This is a genomic window from Enterobacter cloacae (genome assembly GCF_011078175.1).
Lineage (GTDB): Bacteria > Pseudomonadota > Gammaproteobacteria > Enterobacterales > Enterobacteriaceae > Enterobacter > Enterobacter cloacae_Q.
In genome coordinates, this window is record NZ_JAALCJ010000011.1 from 82,455 (window position 1) to 102,025 (window position 19,571).

Sequence of the window (19,571 nt, forward strand, 5' to 3'; positions counted from 1 at the left end):
CATAAAATCATACTAAGTGTGATATTTATCATTATTCATGAAATCACTTCTGATATGATATTAACTTAATATCAAATGAATCATACGTGATATGATTTTATCGCAATCTGTTACTCATTATTCCAGGAGCGCAGCATGTCCAGTACCGGGCCGACACTGAATCTCACCTATGACGAATTGCTTGACGAAATCAAAAGCATCCTTCGCGTGCTCAGCCGGCACAGCAGTTCTTCCCGGGATGACTCTTCCACCACGGCTGCCTTTGACAGGGGGAGTTGCAGCGGCGCCATTGCGCTCTGGTATTCACTGGCATTATCAATGAGGGCGCCGGGGCGCGACTGTGAGGAGGATCGCAGACAGCTTCGGCTTCTGGCCGGACTGATCCTCGAAAACCAGGAGCCGCCTGCCGATGGCCGCTGAGAAACACCGCCGCCCATCGCCGCTACAGCGGCGGGTGCTGATTGTGCTGGCCGCCCTCGGTGCGAAACGTCCGGGACCGGTGGCCACGCGGGATATTGAGCGGGTGCTGGAGCAGGGCGGGGACGCCCCGGTGTACGGGCCGAATCTCCGCGCCTCCTGCCGGCGCATGGAAGCTGCGGGCTGGCTGCGCACCCTGCGAGCCCCGAACCTGCAGCTGGCCGTCGAGCTGACGGACGCCGGCCGTGCGCTGGCCGCCCCGCTTCTCGCTGACGAACAGGCGCGCGTCCTGGCGGAGCAGCGCGCGACAACGGTCCGGGTTCTGCCCCTGATCCCGCCCGGCCAGGCAGACGAGGCTCACGACCGGCCGGTGGAGCTGGACGGCATCTGGCACCTGGCGTGCCGGGGCGACTACGTCATCCGCCTCGACGGGACCACCTGTCTCCAGCTGTGGAACACGGCCGGGCAGGTGACGCGTATGACGGGCGATCCCCTTCAGGTGGCGCAGTGGCTCCAGGCCTGCCACGGGGCGGGTATTGCGGTCCGGATGCAGATCAATGAGAGCACCACGCCGGAGGCGGGCACGCTGATCGGTACCGAGCCGGAAGACCTGACCGGCACCTGGTACCGCCAGCTGGACGTCGCGCTTCAGGCACAGGGGATCACCGGTCTGACTGAGGATATTCGCCTTGCCGTGGTGAGCCCTGAGGAAGCCCTCCGGTCGCTGCCGGCACCGGCGCGGCTGCTGCACGTTCTGCGCGAAAGCCCGGAGGCGTTCCCGCTCACGGCTGCCGGGTATGAAGAAGATTCCGGCGCCGCTCTGGACACCCTGCTGGCCAGGGCCGGATTCACGTCGGGACAGGCACAGGAGCTGCGGCTGCACCGCATCCGCTGGGCTCAGATGAGTCAGGAAGACGCTGACCGGCGCGAACTGAACAGCCTGCTGGATGAGCTGGAACGGCGACAGCTGTACTGCAACCGCGAACAACTGACGGAGATTGTGTTTTCGCCGGTCCGTAAACCCGGCGAGCGCTGGACTGACCGTCTGCAGTGGCTCCTGATGACGGACGGATTCGGGTTCCGGAGTCCGCTCTCCCGTGACGCAGGCTCCAGGGCGCTGACGATCCTGGCCGGTTACACGGGGCAGGAGGTGGCGGACCATCTGGCCACGGTTATCGTCTGGAACGATGACAGCGCGGGGATGCCGTCATGAGCACAGGCAACGTCAATCTCATCGTCACCTGCACGCGCCGCAAAACCATAACAGCCGGTCAAACCGTCTTTCCATATGAACACGACGCCGGAAATGCTTATGAAGTCTGGCTGGAAAGGCTGGCCAGGGCGCGGAACGACGGCGCTGCCATAACAGCAGGTGAACTGTATACGGGCCAGCACTGGAGCAGGGCTGCTGCGGCTGCAAAACGTACCGGCGCAGAGCTGTGGGTGATTTCAGCGGGTCTGGGGCTGCTGCACGTATCAGACCCGGTGGTCCCTTATGAGGCAACGTTCTCCTCGATGCCGTTTAGTCACAGCAGACTATGGGAAAGCCTGACAGCTTGCCCGCCTGCTGAACGACGGTATGCTTCCCTGAGGACGCTGATGCAGTCGAGGCCTGACGATCGGTTTGTGGTGGCCGCCTCTCCGGTGTACCTGCGTGCCGTCGATTCAGATCTGTATGCAGGAAGGGAGGCGCTCTGTACCCCGGAACAGCTTGTTGTGGTGACGTCAAAAGGTTACCAGGGAATCCTGAAGGGCAGCGTCATTTATACCAGTGCAGACATGATAAATGCGCTCAACACGAATATGACTGGCCTCAATATCAGCTATGCCACTCAGTTACTTGTTAACGACGTATGTAAATAAGCATCCAGGCAAGACGTAAGACAAACACTCACGACTTATTTTTGGTATACGTAGCTGAGAAACGATATCATAAGATATCAGGGAAATATTGCGTGCTCTGCTTCCCGATAGACTGACCACAATCTTAATAACCATAAATATGTAAATGTAAGGTGCCATTATAAAATGGATTTAGTTTTAGATAATCATACTAAAAGCTATGCAGTACAAAATTACCGGCAAGACATAGACGGTCTCCGCGCTGCCGCTGTCCTGCTTGTTATATTATTCCATGCAGGATTATCGTACTTCCCTTCGGGCTTTATTGGTGTTGATATATTTTTCACCATATCAGGATTCCTGATTACCGGAAAAGTCATCAGTGAAATTGAAAGAGGAACATTCTCACTAACTAATTTTATAAAAGGCAGATTATGGCGATTGCAGCCTGCACTGCTGGTGACAATTCTCGGCGCCATCATTGTAGCGACATACTGCTACATTCCTGACGATTACACCGCATTCGCAAAAAGTGCCAAATACACCACTCTTTTCTTATCAAACCAGTATTTTGATAAGCTTAGTGCAGCATACGCATCTCCTGACTCTGATTACTTCCTGCTTTTGCATACATGGTCTTTAGCAATTGAATGGCAGTGGTATTTTTTCTTTGCGCTTTTCGCGACCATTTTGACACTGCTTGTCAGTAAATTTAAAAGAAAATTTGCGTATAAACCGTTCCTTTATGGCTGGTTGTTACTTACCTTAACTGCAACAATAATTGTTATTCTTATCAGCCTGTACTCGTCCAGTCAGCATTACTACTCATTAAATATGCGCGCTTTTGAGTTTCTGATTGGTGGAAGCGTAGCTTTATTAAAGGACAGAATTCAGATAACCAACAGATGGATAACTAATCCTCTGGCAGTAGTAGCTATCGCTGTACTTATCTGTACTTCAGGTTTAAGCATACCAGTTGAGGCATATCCAAATAGCTGGACACTGCTTGTTTGCCTTGCCTCAGCAATATTACTGATAAACCAGAACACATTCGTAAATCGAACTTTACAATTAGCACCGATAAACTACACAGGTAAAATTTCTTATTCTCTGTACCTCTGGCACTGGCCCATATTTGCAGCGTTCAATTATCTTGAGATCACTCTGTCCGGCAAGACACTGTGCATTGCGCTGGTGATAACTGCAGGACTGGCAGTGCTTACCTATCACGGTATTGAAGAGCGCTTCCGCCGGGTTAAGCTGTCATTTGCAAAGAGTATGATCCTGCTTGTATTGCTCCCCCTTACGGTCTGCACGGGCCTTTACACATTAACCGTGAAAACGAATGGTTTGCCACAGCGCTTCAGCGATGAATACAATCACTCGTTACAGCTGTTGAATTCCGCTTCCGAGAATGCCGCATCGAGGGATGGCTGCCTTAGTGGAAGCCAGGACCTTACGGACTGTCAGTTCGGCGACCATGAAGGTTCGAAGAAAGCCTTTCTGATTGGCGATTCAAATGCTAACCATTTCTGGGGTTTTTATGATGTCTTGGCTAAGAATGCTGGCATAAAAATGTACTCCCTCACCACGTCTTCGTGCCTGGCATTACCGGGAATTTATCAGTATGACTGGTGGAAATATAAAGGCGTCAAATATGAAGAATGTCATGATAACGCTGAGAAATATTATGATAATATAAAATCAAATCACTATGACTATGTTATTTTAGGGCATGTGTGGTCAAATTATTTTTCTGCCCAGTTAATCACTAAAGATGAGGATGAGCGAAGTGAGGCACTCTCAGCCAGTCGATACGAAATGGCGTTACGTACAGCCATACGTACTATCATAGATTCTGGTTCAAAGCCAATAATCATGTTCACCATTGCGAACATGCCACGCAACTATCAAAACTGTATAAATCAGCATGTTATTCATCGACGCCCATTTGACATCAATGAATGTGATATGCAAAACCCGGCAAATACCAACGGGGAAAAAGTCACGCAACTGATGAGTAAAATGAAGGCTGAGTTCCCAACGCTGACCTTTATTGATCCTAAATCAATACAGTGCATTAGTGGTAAATGCATTACAAATATTGATGGCGTAACTGTCTATCGTGACGTGGGACATCTTACCGACTATGCTTCCTATAAATTCGGTCAGCTGTACCTAAATGAATTTGGTAATCCATTAAAGTGAATATGGTGTACTTATAATATCTGATGGTAACTTAAAGGGCACATTGTGCCCTTTTTAACGCACCAGTCCTTCTCTATAAGACACATCCACTATTCACGTCATCGAGATATACTTTGCCGTCTCAAAATGAGACACTCAATATATAAAAAAACCAGAGATATAGACATGTTTCGGACACTGTACATAATTAGTTTGCTCATCGTGACTTATCCGGTAAGTGCGGATATTAACGGCAGGATTGTTCGTGTGCTCGACGGGGATACCGTTGAGATTCTTGGTGAGGGGAACCAGCTGAAGCGTGTTCGTCTTGCCGGTATCGATGCGCCTGAAAAGAACCAACCCTTTGGCCAGCGTTCCAGACAGGAACTCTCATCGATGGTGACACAGCGCATCGTTACCGTCACTGGCGAGGATGAGGATCGTTACGGCCGGCTGCTTGGCACGGTGTGGCTTGGCGCGAAGGATGTGAATGCCGAACAGATCCGTAAGGGACTGGCCTGGGCATATCGGTATCACGGAAAACCTGTCCGGAGCGACTACGCAACACTGGAAGACGAAGCCCGTCGTCAGGCTACAGGTCTCTGGTCAGTCCCTGGACAGACAGAACCCTGGCGCTGGCGAAGCAAGCATCACGAGAGAGGTTCAATTAGCGACGCCCCCTGATTCCGCACGTTGCCGACCGCAGGGGAAACTGGATGCCAGGTGAATGCCTCAGCAGGCACCGCCCCCTGTTTGGCCGTCCTGCCCGCCTCGTCACCACTGAGACTTTCGCGTAGCCATTCGCGCGCGGCATCCGGCGTCAGCACCAGAGGACGACGAGAGCATGAAAAACCTCGGGGCAGCCATCGAATGATGCCATCTACAGGGGTTAAAATAACCACCATCATTTCATAACAATACCTGCTGACTATGAAGATCTACGTCATCAAAATAGCAGTTCATGGAGTCAGTCCGATGGTCTGGCGTCGGCTGAGAATTGCTGCCGACACGTCACTGGCCGCGCTTCACTTCATTTTCCAGATAGTGCAGGGCTGGGGGGACGACCATCTCCATCAATTTCACATTTATGGCAAAGATTACGGTATCTCCTACGAAGGAGGCATCGGTTTTGTCGATAATCCGTTCCGGGTCGTGATTGATGATTTTGCTTTTGATGCTGGCGATCGCTTTACCTATGAATACAATTTCTTTGAGCACTGGCTTCATGACATTCGTGTTGAGGCCATTTATGAAAACTCTACGCTGAAAGCGCCGTTTTGTATAAGCGGCCATGGTATGCCCGGAGCCACAGCTGCGGATGAGTTCGATAAAACCCTGGCGTTTCTTGAAGCTATCGTTAATGCGGATGATGAAACAACGGTCGGCGAGATCCGCCCTTTTGCTGACGACCTGGATGCTGTCAGGTTCAACCGCCACAAAATCAACCGGCAACTGAGCAGGCTCGACCTTGCATCTCCGGTACTGGAGCCTGAAGTTATCTGGCTGGGCCGTCGTCGCTGACTGATGTCTATAAAGGTATACGTTTTCAGCATGCCTCTCAGATCCCCGAAAAAATGTCTATAAACCTCCCTAAATCAGTGTTTATGGATTATTCTTTAAATCTCTATGATGTTTAAAGACCTTCCGGAGGTTTTGCGTGCAATATGCCTACATCAGGGTAAGCTCGGCCGATCAGAATACGGCCCGTCAGGAAGAGGCATTGTCAAAGGCGGGTTTTCAGCCTGATAAAATTTGTGTTGAGCATGCCAGCGCGAAGGACACAAACCGCCCGGGGTTACAGGAACTCCTGGGGCAATTACGCCCTGGTGATACGCTTCTGGTTCATTCCATCGATCGCCTTTGCCGGAATATGTCGGATATGTGCGCTGTCACCACCCGGCTTCGTGACCAGGGCGTTACCCTTATTTTTCTGAAAGAGCAGCTGACGTTCAGCGCCGGCACAAACAATCCGATGCAGGAACTGCAGCTGCACATGATGTCGGCATTCAGCCAGTTTGAACGAGCCTTACTGAAGGAAAGGCAGGCCGACGGCATCGCCGCGAAAAAAGCACGGGGTGAAAAAACAGGGCGCCCCGGCGCCGATATCAAAAAGATCCAGGAAATTGACGCACTCAGAAGCAGAGGGGTCAGGCTCAGGATCGCCTGCGACCATGCGGGCCTTGGCGTTTCCACATATTATAAGCTTCGTCACCAGATGAACAACCAGTAGCCGGGAGATAGTCATCCACCACAGCAGGAGGCAATGATGCAACTGACGCTCCAGATAGTCATCACCGATGAATCAGGCTCCAGTCGAACGGAGGAACTGATGACAATCCAGAAATCAGGGGAGACCCGGAACGACATCGGATTATCGGTGTCAGAATCCAAGCTGTTGCTGAATACGGTCCAGCAGTCGGTGGTCCAGCTGCAGGCAGACGAATATACTCAACACCATATCCGGTGCCCTCACTGCCTTGCTGCGCGCAGAATCAAAGGCAAACAGAAAATACGGTACCGGACGCTGTTTGGCGTTATTCCGGTATCCGGGCTTCGGGTGTACCGGTGCCGTTGTGAAGAGAGTGATACAAAGACAGTCAGTTTGCTCAGCGACTGGGCCGGCGATTATTCTCACCCGGCACTGAAATATATTGAAACCCGCTGGGCCTCGATGATCTCCTATGAAATGACGACTCGTCTGCTGAAAGATATTCTGCCGGTGGGCCACAGCCTGAATGCCTCAACGGTGAGGAATCATTTATGCCAGGTGGCGCAGCGTCTTGACGCTGAGGCTGAAGCTCATTCAGGTTTTCTTTCCGGCTGCCCCCGCGACTGGGGGAACCTGCCCAGGCCAGGAAAACCGCTTGTGGTGGGTATAGATGGTGGTTATGTTCGCGATCGGGATGACAAAAAGCGTAATTTTGAAATTATTGCCGGGAAGTCTTTTTCCGTTGGTGCGCCTGCTGACACCCGCCGCTTCGGTTTTGTTCAGAAGGATGACTGTCATCCGGAACGCAGGCTCATGACCCACCTTTCAGCGCAGGGAATGCAGGCCAACCAGCAGATATTTTTTCTGTCCGACGGCGCGGATAATCTCAGGGACCTCCAGTTCGGTATGTACCCTGAGTCAACGCATGTGCTGGACTGGTTTCATATCACCATGAGGCTGAAGGTGCTCATGCAATATGCCCGGGGACTGCTGGTATCAGATCCAGAGGCGGGGAGTAAAGTTCTGGCACTGCTGGAAAGCATTAAACGATATCTCTGGCATGGCAATGTTGTCGCTGCGCTGGAACATATTGATAATTGCGTTATGTATTGCGATGACCCTGAACTCAGCTATCCTAGCCTGAAATCCCTGCAAAAACATCTGGATGAAATGTATACCTACATCCGGAATAATAAGATGATGATCCCAAACTACGGCGAAATGCGTCGGTACGGAGAGCCGGTATCAACCGCGTTTGTGGAATCCACGATCAATGAAGTGATCGCCAGACGAATGGCCAAAAAGCAGCAGATGCAGTGGAGCAGAAAAGGGGCTCATTATTTGTTACAGACCCGGACCGCCGTTTTGAATAACGAACTGCAGGATAAATTTGTCTGCTGGTATCCGGGTTTTCAAAGTGACGGGAAGGGACCAGCGATGGCAGCATAGCTCACGCTGCCCCAATATTTTTTATGCTCTCGGTCGTATGGAAGCTGGACCGCCTCGGTCGTGATCTTCGTCATCTCATTAATACAGTGCACGACCTGACCGCGAGGGGGACCGGTCTGAAAGTGCTGACCGGTCACGGGGCGACTATCGACACAACAACGGCCGCTGGCAAGCTTGTCTTCGGTATCTTTGCCGCACTGGCGGAGTTTGAGCGCGAACTGATTGCTGAAAGAACGACTGCAGGTCTGGCATCAGCAAGAGCCCGTGGGCGGAACGGCGGCCGACCTTATAAAATGACGCCAGTCAAACTGCGACTGGCAATGGCATCAATGGGACAATCAGAAACAAAGGTCAGTACGCTATGCCAGGAACTTGGGATAACCCGGCAAACTTTGTACAGGCATATTTCCCCTGTTGGTCAACTGCGGGCGGACGGGATCAAGCTGCTCAACCGTGGATAATTTGAACGGACGGAAAAATCTGGGGTTCCGGCGTAGTACCCCTATCACCTCCACATTTTTGCAACAGTGCCTTATAAATGGCAGCCTTATGTTTACTTGCCAAGATGGGCTACCATATGATGTTTTATACTGAGCAATATTAATATTATCTTTAATGGAAAAATTAAGCCCACTAAGTGACCCACTGCTATATGGCTCTATTGTGAAGACGCCTGAGGGTAAAAATTTATACATGGTTGTCCCTATGTCTATTATTGCAAGGTTGACAATATTATTCGTTTTATAAATTTGAGCGTTTAAAATCACACATCAAAGCAATTAGTCAGGATAAACAACAATACCCAGTGCTTCGAGAATCAGTTCTTGCTGCCAGGCTGCAATTTTGATACCTGATGTATCGACTTTGCGGGGATCTAAACCGTCGAGTTCGGCGTGGCATAAATTGGCACCCTGTAGGCTAAATTGCCCCCAGACATCTTCGGAAAAAACACCTCGACTTAAGTCTGACTCTTTCAGTGATGCACCCGCTAGGTTCGTTCCTATCCAGCGATTTTCAAACAACTCACATTTTTCTAAACAAACCCTCTCCATATTGGCATAGGAAAGATTACATCCAGAAATAAATGCTGAGCAAAAGTACATACGATTACTCACTTGATGGGCAAAGTTTGTTCGGGAAAAGTTGGCACCTTTTAAATCACACGCACGGAACTCTATACCGTAGCAATTGGCATTACTGAAGTTTGCCATCGCAAGTTGGCATTGTTGGAAACTTGCATCACGAAGATCTGCGACATCAAAGTGGCAGCCTTCGATATCACCCTGTTCAATGAACTTGCAGTTGACGAATGTCGTATCACGCAAGTTAGCACGTCGAAAGTCGCTGCGAATGAATGTGCAAGCGGTGAAGGTGAGATCACTTAAGTCTTTATGTGAAAAGTTGTGGTGCCGATATGTATGATTGTAGGTTTCCATGAGTACTCCTTGTTGAAAGGAGGGCTAGACTACCATTATACATATGCCAAGACATTAAAATAAAAGCCTGTTACATCAACACATTACAACCCCTCAATTTACCTGTTTTAAGTGGTCAAATTGGCGCGTAGAGCGCCTATCGCTCTTGCATTGGCACGCGGCCCTGTTGAAAAAAGTTATTCGCTTTAGATAGGGTTAGGAGAGCCGTGCTTCGCCGGTAAAAAATCGGACTATCCGACGCAGGGCGGACTCATCGGCGGAGAAGCAAACTTTGACTATATCTCCCTACACTTGGAAGAGGGCTAGACTGGCCCCATAGATCACCAGACACTTCGACTCTCTTAAAATAAGAGGTAGTCTTGGAACTATGTTTAATACCAGTCAGAACGATAAGATGGTTGAAGTGTTATCAGGACCTGAGCGGCGTCGGCGTCGTACACCGCAGGAAAAAATTGCCATTATTCAGCAGACTATGGAGCCCGGTATGACCGTGTCTCATGTCGCGCGCCTGCATGGCATCAATGCAAACCAGATATTCAAATGGCGCAAGCAATATTAAGACGGTTCACTGACGGCTGTTGCATCGGGCGAGGAAGTGGTGCCGGCCTCCGAACTCGCTGCCGCCAATAAGCAAATTCGCGAACTCCAGCGCCTTCTGGGCAAAAAGACGATGGAAGCCGAGATACTCAAAGAGGCCGTGGAGTTCGGCCGGGCAAAAAAATGGATTGCGCATGCGCCCTCGTTGCCTGGGAACGACGAATAAGCGACGTTTGCAGAAGTCTTGGCGTGTCGCGTGCGCAGTTGAGCATTCGGGTTCACCGGCCATCTGACTGACAGGATCGCAGACGGCAGCCCCGTTCTGACGATACCACCGTATTGTCCCGGATAAACATGGCGGTGGCTGACCTGCCGACGTATGGTTATCGCCGTGTGTGGGCGCTGCTGCGACGGGAGTCGGAGCGGGACGGCCTGCCTGTGGTTAATGCAAAGCGGGTGTATCGCATTATGAGAACGCATAATCTGCTTCTTGAACGTAAACCCGCTGATCCTTGCCGTAAGCGGGCCCATAAGGGGCGCGTAGCAGTAGCGGAAAGTAACCGGCGCTGGTGCTCAGATGGCTTTGAGTTCCGCTGTGATAATGGCGAAAAGCTGCGGGTGACCTTCGCGCAGGACTGCTGCGACAGGGAGATCATTGACTGGGCAGCGAGCACCGGAGGCTATGACAAAGAAACGGTGCAGGATGTCATGCTGGGTGCGGTGGAAAAACGCTTCGGAAGGCAGTTGCCAACAGTGCCGGCGTTCGCCCGGTTGCTGGGACTGGAGCCTTGTACGACAGCAGTGCGAAGCCCGGAAAGCAATGGCATAGCAGAAAGCTTCGTGATGACGATAAAACGGGACTACATCAGCATCATGCCGAAACCGGACAGCGAGGCAGCGGTGATGAATCTGGCGGTGGCGTTCAGTCATTACAACGAACATCATCCGCATAGTGCACTGGGATATCGCTCACCACGGGAATATATACGCAGGAAGTTATCGCAACCGTAAGAGAGCAAAAACGTCTGGATATATAGGGTCAAATCCACTGTAAATATATTACCAGTTCTTAATTACTGAATCTCCGATCCCTGCAATATGCTCGTTGAGTTCATTCATAGATGAATGAGTATTTGTAATATACAGGACTACTATACGAGATGGCTTGCCTCCGGGGCCCAACAGTGCAACGATGCCCCGAGATCCGTGATCACCTGCTCCTGTTTTATCCGCTATCATCCAGCCAGCTGGCAGTACAGAGCGGAACAGAGGCCCGCCGACTTTATCTTCCTGCATCCAGCTTATTAATTTTTTTCGAGATTTTTCTGTAAGTACACTTTCGTTTAACAATTTTTGTAGCGTTTGAGCCATCGCTGCCGGAGTGGTGGTATCACGCTCATCGCCAGGCTTCGCCTCATTAAGGCTGGGTTCGTGTCGATCAAGCCTTGTATAACTATCACCAGTGCTACGCAGAAAATGAGTTAATCCCTCCGGCCCGCCAATAGTTGATAGCAATAAATTTGCAGCAGTGTTATCACTGGTGGTAATGGCAGCATTGCATAACTCAGAAACCGTCATTCCATCTGCAATGTGCTGACTGGTTAGTGGAGAATAGTCGTCCAGGTCATGCTTATTATAGGTAATTCGGCGTTCAAGTTGTTCAAGCCCTTTATCAACACGTACTAATATTGCTCCACATAACAAAACTTTGAATGTGCTCATCATAGGAAAACGTTCTTCACGGCGATGACTACTCAGAACCTTCCCGGATAAAAAGTCTATTTCAGTAAAACCAACCCGACCTTTGATATGGTCTTCTGTGCTTTGTATTGTATCAGTAACATTGACTGGTGTAGATAATGCTGGAGTACACATTCCAGCCAGTAAAGAGATTATAATAAGGCGGATCTTTTTCATATTAATATCCTTTTTAAAATTAAGTTAAGTAATAATAGATAAATAATGAGTAAACAGGCTCTGTTCAGCCGGACTGTCGGTGTACCACCGGAGCACGTAAAGCATCCGGTGCAATCTTCAGCCGGGTAAGCACCGGACCGATAATCTGGCCGAAGACAGGCGCCGCCACTGAGCCACCAAAATGCTGTCCCGCTTTGGGATTGTTAATAACCACAACCAGTGCCACTTCAGGACGGCTCGCCGGCGCGACGCCTGCCGTATAGGTAATATGCCCCCCGTCATATTTTCCACCGGCACCTAACTTCTCTGCGGTTCCGGTTTTTATTGCCAGACGGTAGCCCGGTACAGCTGCCCTTACGCCACTTCCGCCGGGTAACACATCACTTTCCATCATTCTGATTACAGCATCGGCAAGCTTCGGGTCCGCCACCTGCTCACCGTACACCGGCGCGGATAACCGTGTAACGGATAACGGATGATAAACGCCACAGGCCCCGAGAGTGGCATAGGCTCTGGCTAACTGGAGCGGGGTTACCCGGAGGCCGTAGCCAAAAGCGAAGGTGGCGCGCTCAATATCAGCCCATCGATGGCGACTGAACGGAAAGTAACCAGTACTTTCACCGGGAAGGCCCAGCCCTGTCGGTTTTCCCAGCCCGAAGGATGAATACGTTTTTACCAGCGCATCCGAAGGCATCGCCAGGGCAATATGTGAAACTCCGGTATCACTGGATTTCTGAAGTATGCCGGTCGGCGTCAGCGCCGGCCAGTATCCCACGTCCCGGATAAGATGGCCGTCAACCCTGAACGGCCTTGTGTCAAGAAGCGTGCTGCTGCTGATAATATGGCGGCGCAGGCCTTCAAGAATGACGAAGGGTTTAACCGTTGAACCCGGCTCAAAGCTGTCATTAATCGCCACGTTACGCATTTCAGCGGAAGTGGCACCGGAAAAACGGTTGGGATTAAACGACGGATAGGATGCCATAGCCAGAATTTCGCCGGTGTTTACGCTGACAAGCACCGCAGCGCCTGACTGGGCGTGATGTTGCTCGACCCCCTCCCTTAACCGGCTGTAAACAATATACTGAAGCACACTGTCAATACTCAGCCTGATCGCCGGTGCAGTTTCCGGAGCGTCATACTGGGGGAGCCCGCAGAATTCGGAAAAAATCGTACGCTAAGGTTTTCCGGGCATCCGTAAGGGCCGAAACTTCCCGTCTTCCAGTCTGCGGCTCTGCCGCCAGACGTAATCGCCGGTTAGGTTGATGTGCTCCCAGCCCAGCGGCGACAGGAATTGCAGCAGCTCGCCGTCCACCGGCTTGCCGGCCTCGACCAACCCCTGGGTGGCGCGTTCCAGGTACACCGTGTTCCACAGCACGATAGCCGCCGTCACCAGGTTGAGGCCGCTGGCCCGGTAGCGCTGCTGCTCGAAGCTCCGATCCCTGATTTCCCCAAGGCGGTTGAAGAACACCGCCCTGGCCAGCGAGTTGCGCGCCTCACCTTTGTTCAGGCCGGCATGCACGCGGCGGCGCAGTTCAACACTTTGCAGCCAGTCCAGGATGAACAGCGTGCGCTCGATCCGGCCCAGCTCGCGCAGGGCCACGGCCAGTCCGTTCTGGCGCGGGTAGCTGCCGAGCTTGCGCAGCATCAGCGAGGCGGTGACGGTGCCCTGCTTGATCGAGCTGGCCAGGCGCAGGATGTCGTCCCAGTGGGCACGCACGTGCTTGATGTTCAGGGTGCCGCCGATCAGCGGGCGCAACGTCGGGTAGGCTTGCACGCCCTGCGGCACGTACAGCTTGGTTTCGCCGAGGTCGCGGATGCGCGGCGCGAAGCGGAAGCCTAGCAGGTGCATCAGGGCAAAGACGTGATCGGTGAAGCCGGCCGTGTCGGTGTAGTGCTCCTCGATCCGCAGGTCGGACTCGTGGTACAGCAGGCCGTCGAGCACATAGGTGGAATCGCGGACGCCGACATTCACCACGCGGGTGCTGAACGGCGCGTACTGGTCGGAGATATGGGTATAGAACAGCCGTCCCGGCTCGCTACCGTACTTCGGGTTGACGTGCCCGGTGCTCTCGCCCCGGCCACCCGCGCGGAAGCGCTGGCCATCGGAGGATGAGGTCGTGCCGTCGCCCCAGTGGGCGGCAAAGGCGTGGCGATACTGGTGGTTGACCAGCTCGGCCAAGGCCGCCGAATAGGTTTCGTCGCGGATGTGCCAGGCTTGCAGCCAGGACAGCTTGGCGTAGGTCAGGCCGGGGCTCGACTCGGCCATCTTGGTCAGCCCGAGGTTGATCGCATCACCGAGGATTGCGGACAGCAGCAACGTCCTGTCTTTGGCCTCGGCCCCGTCCTTCAAGTGGGTGAAGTGGCGGCTGAAGCCCGTCCAGTCGTCCACGTCCATCAGCAGTTCGGTGATCTTGATGCGCGGCAGTAACTGGCTGGTTTGGTCGATCAGCGCCTGCGCCCGATCCGGCACCGCCGCATCCAGCGGGGTGATTTTCAGCCCTGACTCGGTGAGGATGGCATCGGGCAGCTCGTTGTCCTTGGCCAGGCGGGTGACGGTGGCCAACTGCTCGTCCAGCAGCTGCAAACGCTCTTCCAGGTACTGGTCGCTGTTCGGGTTGATCGCCAGGGGCAGGGCCTGCTCGCGCTTGAGTGCGGCGAACTTCTCGGCCGGCAGCAGGTAGTCGTCGAAGTCGCGGAACTGCCGCGAGCCCTTGACCCAGATGTCGCCGGAGCGCAGGGCGTTCTTCAGCTCGGACAGGGCGCAGATTTCGTAGAATTTCCGGTCGAGGCCTTCCGGGGTGATCACCAGCGGCTTCCAGCGCGGCTTGATGAAGGCCGTGGGTGCATCGGCCGGCACCTTGCGCAGGTTGTCGGCGTTCATCTCACGCAGGGTCTGCACGGCTGCCAGCACGCCTTGCGCGGCCGGCCCGTGCTGTTCCCCAACTTTTCGCTCGGCGAAGAGTATGAACATGCGCCGCCGGCGACGAATCGCCAAATCTCACCGTATCTCCCGAGCGGACGATTTCGCACCGGTCTGCCCGTCGAAGGGCTTGCGATCGAACGGGGCGACCTTTTCTATGCATGTCCGCGAGCCAGCGTCTTTTATGGCACGGCGCTCGACGCCGACCTTCGGACGCGCGGCGTAAGCACGCTTGTCATGGCCGGGATAAGCACCACCGGCGTTGTTCTTTCAAGCGTCGCCTGGGCTAGTGATGCGGACTACGACGTGCGTTTGGTCCAGGACTGCTGCTACGACCCGGATCGGGATGCCCACGAAGCTCTGTTGCGTTCCGGGTTCGGCGGACGTGTACAGGTCGTGTAATTTTCGGGCCTCGCATGATCGCGGCCATAGCCGCAGGTGGATTGGTGCGAGGCAGGGCCAGTCCAAGTCAGGGTGCGGTCATCGCGGCGCCTGCAACTCTCAAAAACCCATCGCCGTAGCGGAGGTCTTGTAATCGCATGTCATTACGCACGCCCGATTTATTGTTCACAGCGATAGCACCTGCCATTTGGGGCAGCACCTACATTGTCACCACCCAATACCTGCCGAACTTCTCACCGATGACGGTCGCGATGCTGCGGGCGTTGCCGGCGGGTTTATTGCTCGTGATGATCGTCCGACAGATTCCAACGGGAATCTGGTGGATGCGCATCTTCATCCTCGGCGCACTTAATATTTCGCTATTCTGGAGCTTGTTGTTTATTTCGGTCTACCGCCTGCCGGGCGGGGTCGCGGCGACGGTAGGCGCTGTGCAGCCGCTGATGGTCGTGTTCATCTCTGCCGCTCTGCTAGGTAGCCCGATACGATTGATGGCGGTCCTGGGGGCTATTTGCGGAACTGCGGGCGTGGCGCTGTTGGTGTTGACACCAAACGCAGCGCTAGATCCTGTCGGCGTCGCAGCGGGCCTGGCGGGGGCGGTTTCCATGGCGTTCGGAACCGTGCTGACCCGCAAGTGGCAACCTCCCGTGCCTCTGCTCACCTTTACCGCCTGGCAACTGGCGGCCGGAGGACTTCTGCTCGTTCCAGTAGCTTTAGTGTTTGATCCGCCAATCCCGATGCCTACAGGAACCAATGTTCTCGGCCTGGCGTGGCTCGGCCTGATCGGAGCGGGTTTAACCTACTTCCTTTGGTTCCGGGGGATCTCGCGACTCGAACCTACAGTTGTTTCCTTACTGGGCTTTCTCAGCCCGGGGACCGCCGTGTTGCTAGGATGGTTGTTCTTGGATCAGACGCTGAGTGCGCTTCAAATCATCGGCGTCCTGCTCGTGATCGGGAGTATCTGGCTGGGCCAACGTTCCAACCGCACTCCTAGGGCGCGTATAGCTTGCCGGAAGTCGCCTTGACCCGCATGGCATAGGCCTATCGTTTCCACGATCAGCGATCGGCTCGTTGCCCTGCGCCGCTCCAAAGCCCGCGACGCAGCGCCGGCAGGCAGAGCAAGTAGAGGGCAGCGCCTGCAATCCATGCCCACCCGTTCCACGTTGTTATAGAAGCCGCATAGATCGCCGTGAAGAGGAGGGGTCCGACGATCGAGGTCAGGCTGGTGAGCGCCGCCAGTGAGCCTTGCAGCTGCCCCTGACGTTCCTCATCCACCTGCCTGGACAACATTGCTTGCAGCGCCGGCATTCCGATGCCACCCGAAGCAAGCAGGACCATGATCGGGAACGCCATCCATCCCCGTGTCGCGAAGGCAAGCAGGATGTAGCCTGTGCCGTCGGCAATCATTCCGAGCATGAGTGCCCGCCTTTCGCCGAGCCGGGCGGCTACAGGGCCGGTGATCATTGCCTGGGCGAGTGAATGCAGAATGCCAAATGCGGCAAGCGAAATGCCGATCGTGGTCGCGTCCCAGTGAAAGCGATCCTCGCCGAAAATGACCCAAAGCGCGGCCGGCACCTGTCCGACAAGTTGCATGATGAAGAAGACCGCCATCAGGGCGGCGACGACGGTCATGCCCCGGGCCCACCGGAACGAAGCGAGCGGGTTGAGAGCCTCCCGGCGTAACGGCCGGCGTTCGCCTTTGTGCGACTCCGGCAAAAGGAAACAGCCCGTCAGGAAATTGAGGCCGTTCAAGGCTGCCGCGGCGAAGAACGGAGCGTGGGGGGAGAAACCGCCCATCAGCCCACCGAGCACAGGTCCCGCGACCATCCCGAACCCGAAACAGGCGCTCATGAAGCCGAAGTGCCGCGCGCGCTCATCGCCATCAGTGATATCGGCAATATAAGCGCCGGCTACCGCCCCAGTCGCCCCGGTGATGCCGGCCACGATCCGCCCGATATAGAGAACCCAAAGGAAAGGCGCCGTCGCCATGATGGCGTAGTCGACAGCAGCGCCGGCCAGCGAGACGAGCAAGACCGGCCGCCGCCCGAAACGATCCGACAGCGCGCCCAGCACAGGTGCGCAGGCAAATTGCATCAACGCATACAGCGCCAGCAGAATGCCATAGTGGGCGGTGACGTCGTTCGAGTGAACCAGATCGCGCAGGAGGCCCGGCAGCACCGGCATAATCAGGCCGATGCCGACAGCGTCGAGCGCGACAGTGCTCAGAATTACGATCAGGGGTCTGTTGGGTTTCACGTCTGGCCTCCGGACCAGCCTCCGCTGGTCCGATTGAACGCGCGGATTCTTTATCACTGATAAGTTGGTGGACATATTATGTTTATCAGTGATAAAGTGTCAAGCATGACAAAGTTGCAGCCGAATACAGTGATCCGTGCCGCCCTGGACCTGTTGAACGAGGTCGGCGTAGACGGTCTGACGACACGCAAACTGGCGGAACGGTTGGGGGTTCAGCAGCCGGCGCTTTACTGGCACTTCAGGAACAAGCGGGCGCTGCTCGACGCACTGGCCGAAGCCATGCTGGCGGAGAATCATACGCATTCGGTGCCGAGAGCCGACGACGACTGGCGCTCATTTCTGATCGGGAATGCCCGCAGCTTCAGGCAGGCGCTGCTCGCCTACCGCGATGGCGCGCGCATCCATGCCGGCACGCGACCGGGCGCACCGCAGATGGAAACGGCCGACGCGCAGCTTCGCTTCCTCTGCGAGGCGGGTTTTTCGGCCGGGGACGCCGTCAATGCGCTGATGACAATCAGCTACTTCACTGTTGGGGCCGTGCTTGAGGAGCAGGCCGGCGACAGCGATGCCGGCGAGCGCGGCGGCACCGTTGAACAGGCTCCGCTCTCGCCGCTGTTGCGGGCCGCGATAGACGCCTTCGACGAAGCCGGTCCGGACGCAGCGTTCGAGCAGGGACTCGCGGTGATTGTCGATGGATTGGCGAAAAGGAGGCTCGTTGTCAGGAACGTTGAAGGACCGAGAAAGGGTGACGATTGATCAGGACCGCTGCCGGAGCGCAACCCACTCACTACAGCAGAGCCATGTAGACAACATCCCCTCCCCCTTTCCACCGCGTCAGACGCCCGTAGCAGCCCGCTACGGGCTTTTTCATGCCCTGCCCTAGCGTCCAAGCCTCACGGCCGCGCTCGGCCTCTCTGGCGGCCTTCTGGCGCTCCTGCTGCGGCGTCCGCTCGTGGGCCGTGGCGCGGGTCCGCGCGCCGGCCTCGTGCGCCTGGCGCTCGCGGGCGAGGTCCAGGGCGGCCGTCTTCACGTTCTGCCTTGCGCAGATGAGATAGGGGAGCCCGCAGAATTCGGAAAAAATCGTACGCTAAGGTTTTCCGGGCATCCGTAAGGGCCGAAACTTCCCGTCTTCCAGTCTGCGGCTCTGCCGCCAGACGTAATCGCCGGTTAGGTTGATGTGCTCCCAGCCCAGCGGCGACAGGAATTGCAGCAGCTCGCCGTCCACCGGCTTGCCGGCCTCGACCAACCCCTGGGTGGCGCGTTCCAGGTACACCGTGTTCCACAGCACGATAGCCGCCGTCACCAGGTTGAGGCCGCTGGCCCGGTAGCGCTGCTGCTCGAAGCTCCGATCCCTGATTTCCCCAAGGCGGTTGAAGAACACCGCCCTGGCCAGCGAGTTGCGCGCCTCACCTTTGTTCAGGCCGGCATGCACGCGGCGGCGCAGTTCAACACTTTGCAGCCAGTCCAGGATGAACAGCGTGCGCTCGATCCGGCCCAGCTCGCGCAGGGCCACGGCCAGTCCGTTCTGGCGCGGGTAGCTGCCGAGCTTGCGCAGCATCAGCGAGGCGGTGACGGTGCCCTGCTTGATCGAGCTGGCCAGGCGCAGGATGTCGTCCCAGTGGGCACGCACGTGCTTGATGTTCAGGGTGCCGCCGATCAGCGGGCGCAACGTCGGGTAGGCTTGCACGCCCTGCGGCACGTACAGCTTGGTTTCGCCGAGGTCGCGGATGCGCGGCGCGAAGCGGAAGCCTAGCAGGTGCATCAGGGCAAAGACGTGATCGGTGAAGCCGGCCGTGTCGGTGTAGTGCTCCTCGATCCGCAGGTCGGACTCGTGGTACAGCAGGCCGTCGAGCACATAGGTGGAATCGCGGACGCCGACATTCACCACGCGGGTGCTGAACGGGGCACTGTTGCAAATAGTCGGTGGTGATAAACTTATCATCCCCTTTTGCTGATGGAGCTGCACATGAACCCATTCAAAGGCCGGCATTTTCAGCGTGAC

The 19,571-nt window shown here is 54.9% G+C and carries 15 protein-coding genes and 5 pseudogenes; 13 read left to right on the forward strand and 7 right to left on the reverse strand.

Features of this window, described 5'->3' with window-relative positions:
• Positions 1-135 precede the first annotated feature (135 nt).
• The 5 genes from G6Q29_RS19820 to G6Q29_RS19840 all read left to right on the forward strand — a co-directional run bounded on the left by G6Q29_RS19820 (position 136) and on the right by G6Q29_RS19840 (position 5,130).
• The gene (locus G6Q29_RS19820) at positions 136-420 is read left to right on the forward strand and encodes a hypothetical protein (protein ID WP_022650043.1); all 285 of its coding nucleotides are present in this window, start codon (positions 136-138) and stop codon (positions 418-420) included.
• Positions 410-1,630, forward strand: coding sequence for a hypothetical protein (locus G6Q29_RS19825; protein ID WP_012477568.1), 1,221 nt, complete (start codon positions 410-412; stop codon positions 1,628-1,630). The genes G6Q29_RS19820 and G6Q29_RS19825 overlap by 11 nt, the downstream gene beginning before the upstream one ends.
• A complete protein-coding gene (locus G6Q29_RS19830) occupies positions 1,627-2,280 on the forward strand; it encodes a DUF6884 domain-containing protein (protein ID WP_032635083.1) in 654 nt (217 codons plus the stop codon). Before G6Q29_RS19825 ends, G6Q29_RS19830 begins: the two co-directional genes overlap by 4 nt.
• A 165-nt stretch (positions 2,281-2,445) precedes the next feature.
• Positions 2,446-4,467: an acyltransferase family protein gene (locus G6Q29_RS19835; protein WP_012477570.1), complete on the forward strand. Its 2,022-nt coding sequence runs from the start codon at positions 2,446-2,448 to the stop codon at positions 4,465-4,467.
• A 165-nt stretch (positions 4,468-4,632) separates the two neighbouring features.
• Positions 4,633-5,130, forward strand: a complete 498-nt coding sequence (locus G6Q29_RS19840) for a thermonuclease family protein (RefSeq protein ID WP_022650044.1) — start codon at positions 4,633-4,635, stop codon at positions 5,128-5,130.
• Here the strand turns inward: G6Q29_RS19840 and G6Q29_RS21775 are convergent.
• A pseudogene (locus tag G6Q29_RS21775) lies at positions 5,097-5,285 on the reverse strand (SOS response-associated peptidase); the annotation flags it as partial. The gene G6Q29_RS19840 and the pseudogene G6Q29_RS21775 sit on opposite strands and share 34 nt — an antisense overlap.
• 91 nt (positions 5,286-5,376) lie before the next feature.
• On the opposite strand from G6Q29_RS21775, the gene G6Q29_RS19845 reads away from it, so the two are divergent.
• The 4 genes and pseudogenes from G6Q29_RS19845 to G6Q29_RS19860 all read left to right on the forward strand — a co-directional run.
• The gene (locus tag G6Q29_RS19845; RefSeq protein ID WP_012477564.1) at positions 5,377-5,967 is read left to right on the forward strand and encodes a plasmid pRiA4b ORF-3 family protein; all 591 of its coding nucleotides are present in this window, start codon (positions 5,377-5,379) and stop codon (positions 5,965-5,967) included.
• A gap of 136 nt (positions 5,968-6,103) precedes the next feature.
• Positions 6,104-6,676: a recombinase family protein gene (locus G6Q29_RS19850; protein WP_001493762.1), complete on the forward strand. Its 573-nt coding sequence runs from the start codon at positions 6,104-6,106 to the stop codon at positions 6,674-6,676.
• A 36-nt stretch (positions 6,677-6,712) separates the two neighbouring features.
• Positions 6,713-8,104 carry an ISKra4-like element ISKpn19 family transposase gene (locus G6Q29_RS19855; RefSeq protein WP_001493761.1) on the forward strand — a complete coding sequence of 464 codons (1,392 nt, stop codon included), beginning with the start codon at positions 6,713-6,715 and terminating at the stop codon, positions 8,102-8,104.
• Positions 8,105-8,136: 32 nt separating this feature from the next.
• Positions 8,137-8,565 (forward strand): annotated as a pseudogene (locus tag G6Q29_RS19860) (recombinase family protein); the annotation flags it as partial.
• 318 nt (positions 8,566-8,883) lie between these two features.
• Here G6Q29_RS19860 and G6Q29_RS19865 read toward each other — a convergent pair.
• Positions 8,884-9,540: a quinolone resistance pentapeptide repeat protein QnrS1 gene (locus G6Q29_RS19865; RefSeq protein ID WP_001516695.1), complete on the reverse strand. Its 657-nt coding sequence runs from the start codon at positions 9,538-9,540 to the stop codon at positions 8,884-8,886.
• Between the two features lie 394 nt (positions 9,541-9,934).
• On the opposite strand from G6Q29_RS19865, the pseudogene G6Q29_RS19870 reads away from it, so the two are divergent.
• Positions 9,935-11,088, forward strand: a pseudogene (locus G6Q29_RS19870) (IS3 family transposase).
• Positions 11,089-11,136: 48 nt separating this feature from the next.
• On the opposite strand, the gene G6Q29_RS19875 reads toward G6Q29_RS19870, so the two are convergent.
• From G6Q29_RS19875 to G6Q29_RS19885, 3 genes and pseudogenes are all read right to left on the reverse strand, one after another.
• Complete coding sequence (locus G6Q29_RS19875) at positions 11,137-11,994, reverse strand: class A beta-lactamase LAP-2 (RefSeq protein WP_012477595.1); 858 nt, start codon at positions 11,992-11,994, stop codon at positions 11,137-11,139.
• 64 nt (positions 11,995-12,058) lie between these two features.
• Positions 12,059-13,132, reverse strand: a pseudogene (locus G6Q29_RS19880) (penicillin-binding transpeptidase domain-containing protein); the annotation flags it as partial.
• Positions 13,133-13,168: 36 nt separating this feature from the next.
• Positions 13,169-14,920 (reverse strand): annotated as a pseudogene (locus tag G6Q29_RS19885) (Tn3-like element TnAs1 family transposase); the annotation flags it as partial.
• 3 nt (positions 14,921-14,923) lie between these two features.
• Between G6Q29_RS19885 and G6Q29_RS19890 the strand changes: the two are divergent.
• Both G6Q29_RS19890 and G6Q29_RS19895 read left to right on the forward strand, forming a co-directional pair.
• A complete protein-coding gene (locus G6Q29_RS19890; protein ID WP_001351729.1) occupies positions 14,924-15,316 on the forward strand; it encodes a cysteine hydrolase family protein in 393 nt (130 codons plus the stop codon).
• A 137-nt stretch (positions 15,317-15,453) separates the two neighbouring features.
• Complete coding sequence (locus G6Q29_RS19895; RefSeq protein WP_000058717.1) at positions 15,454-16,338, forward strand: DMT family transporter; 885 nt, start codon at positions 15,454-15,456, stop codon at positions 16,336-16,338.
• A 31-nt stretch (positions 16,339-16,369) separates the two neighbouring features.
• Here G6Q29_RS19895 and tet(A) read toward each other — a convergent pair whose 3' ends face one another.
• On the reverse strand, positions 16,370-17,569 hold the full coding sequence (gene tet(A), locus G6Q29_RS19900) for a tetracycline efflux MFS transporter Tet(A) (RefSeq protein WP_000804064.1): 1,200 nt from the start codon (positions 17,567-17,569) through the stop codon (positions 16,370-16,372).
• 105 nt (positions 17,570-17,674) lie between these two features.
• Between tet(A) and tetR(A) the strand changes: the two genes are divergently transcribed.
• Complete coding sequence (tetR(A), locus tag G6Q29_RS19905) at positions 17,675-18,325, forward strand: tetracycline resistance transcriptional repressor TetR(A) (protein WP_000164043.1); 651 nt, start codon at positions 17,675-17,677, stop codon at positions 18,323-18,325.
• Positions 18,326-18,656: 331 nt separating this feature from the next.
• On the opposite strand, the gene G6Q29_RS19915 is transcribed toward tetR(A), so the two are convergent.
• Positions 18,657-19,571: Tn3 family transposase (locus G6Q29_RS19915; protein ID WP_242637232.1), on the reverse strand; the 915-nt coding region annotated here is incomplete at its 5' end.

What these genes read in the sequence shown, in the direction of transcription:
- G6Q29_RS19820 (WP_022650043.1), top strand. Translation starts at nt 136, where the DNA reads ATGTCCAGTACCGGGCCGACACTGAATCTCACCTATGACGAATTGCTT.
- G6Q29_RS19825 (WP_012477568.1), top strand. Translation starts at nt 410, where the DNA reads ATGGCCGCTGAGAAACACCGCCGCCCATCGCCGCTACAGCGGCGGGTG.
- G6Q29_RS19830 (WP_032635083.1), top strand. Translation starts at nt 1,627, where the DNA reads ATGAGCACAGGCAACGTCAATCTCATCGTCACCTGCACGCGCCGCAAA.
- G6Q29_RS19835 (WP_012477570.1), top strand. Translation starts at nt 2,446, where the DNA reads ATGGATTTAGTTTTAGATAATCATACTAAAAGCTATGCAGTACAAAAT.
- G6Q29_RS19840 (WP_022650044.1), top strand. Translation starts at nt 4,633, where the DNA reads ATGTTTCGGACACTGTACATAATTAGTTTGCTCATCGTGACTTATCCG.
- G6Q29_RS19845 (WP_012477564.1), top strand. Translation starts at nt 5,377, where the DNA reads ATGAAGATCTACGTCATCAAAATAGCAGTTCATGGAGTCAGTCCGATG.
- G6Q29_RS19855 (WP_001493761.1), top strand. Translation starts at nt 6,713, where the DNA reads ATGCAACTGACGCTCCAGATAGTCATCACCGATGAATCAGGCTCCAGT.
- G6Q29_RS19865 (WP_001516695.1), bottom strand. Translation starts at nt 9,540, where the DNA reads ATGGAAACCTACAATCATACATATCGGCACCACAACTTTTCACATAAA.
- G6Q29_RS19875 (WP_012477595.1), bottom strand. Translation starts at nt 11,994, where the DNA reads ATGAAAAAGATCCGCCTTATTATAATCTCTTTACTGGCTGGAATGTGT.
- G6Q29_RS19895 (WP_000058717.1), top strand. Translation starts at nt 15,454, where the DNA reads ATGTCATTACGCACGCCCGATTTATTGTTCACAGCGATAGCACCTGCC.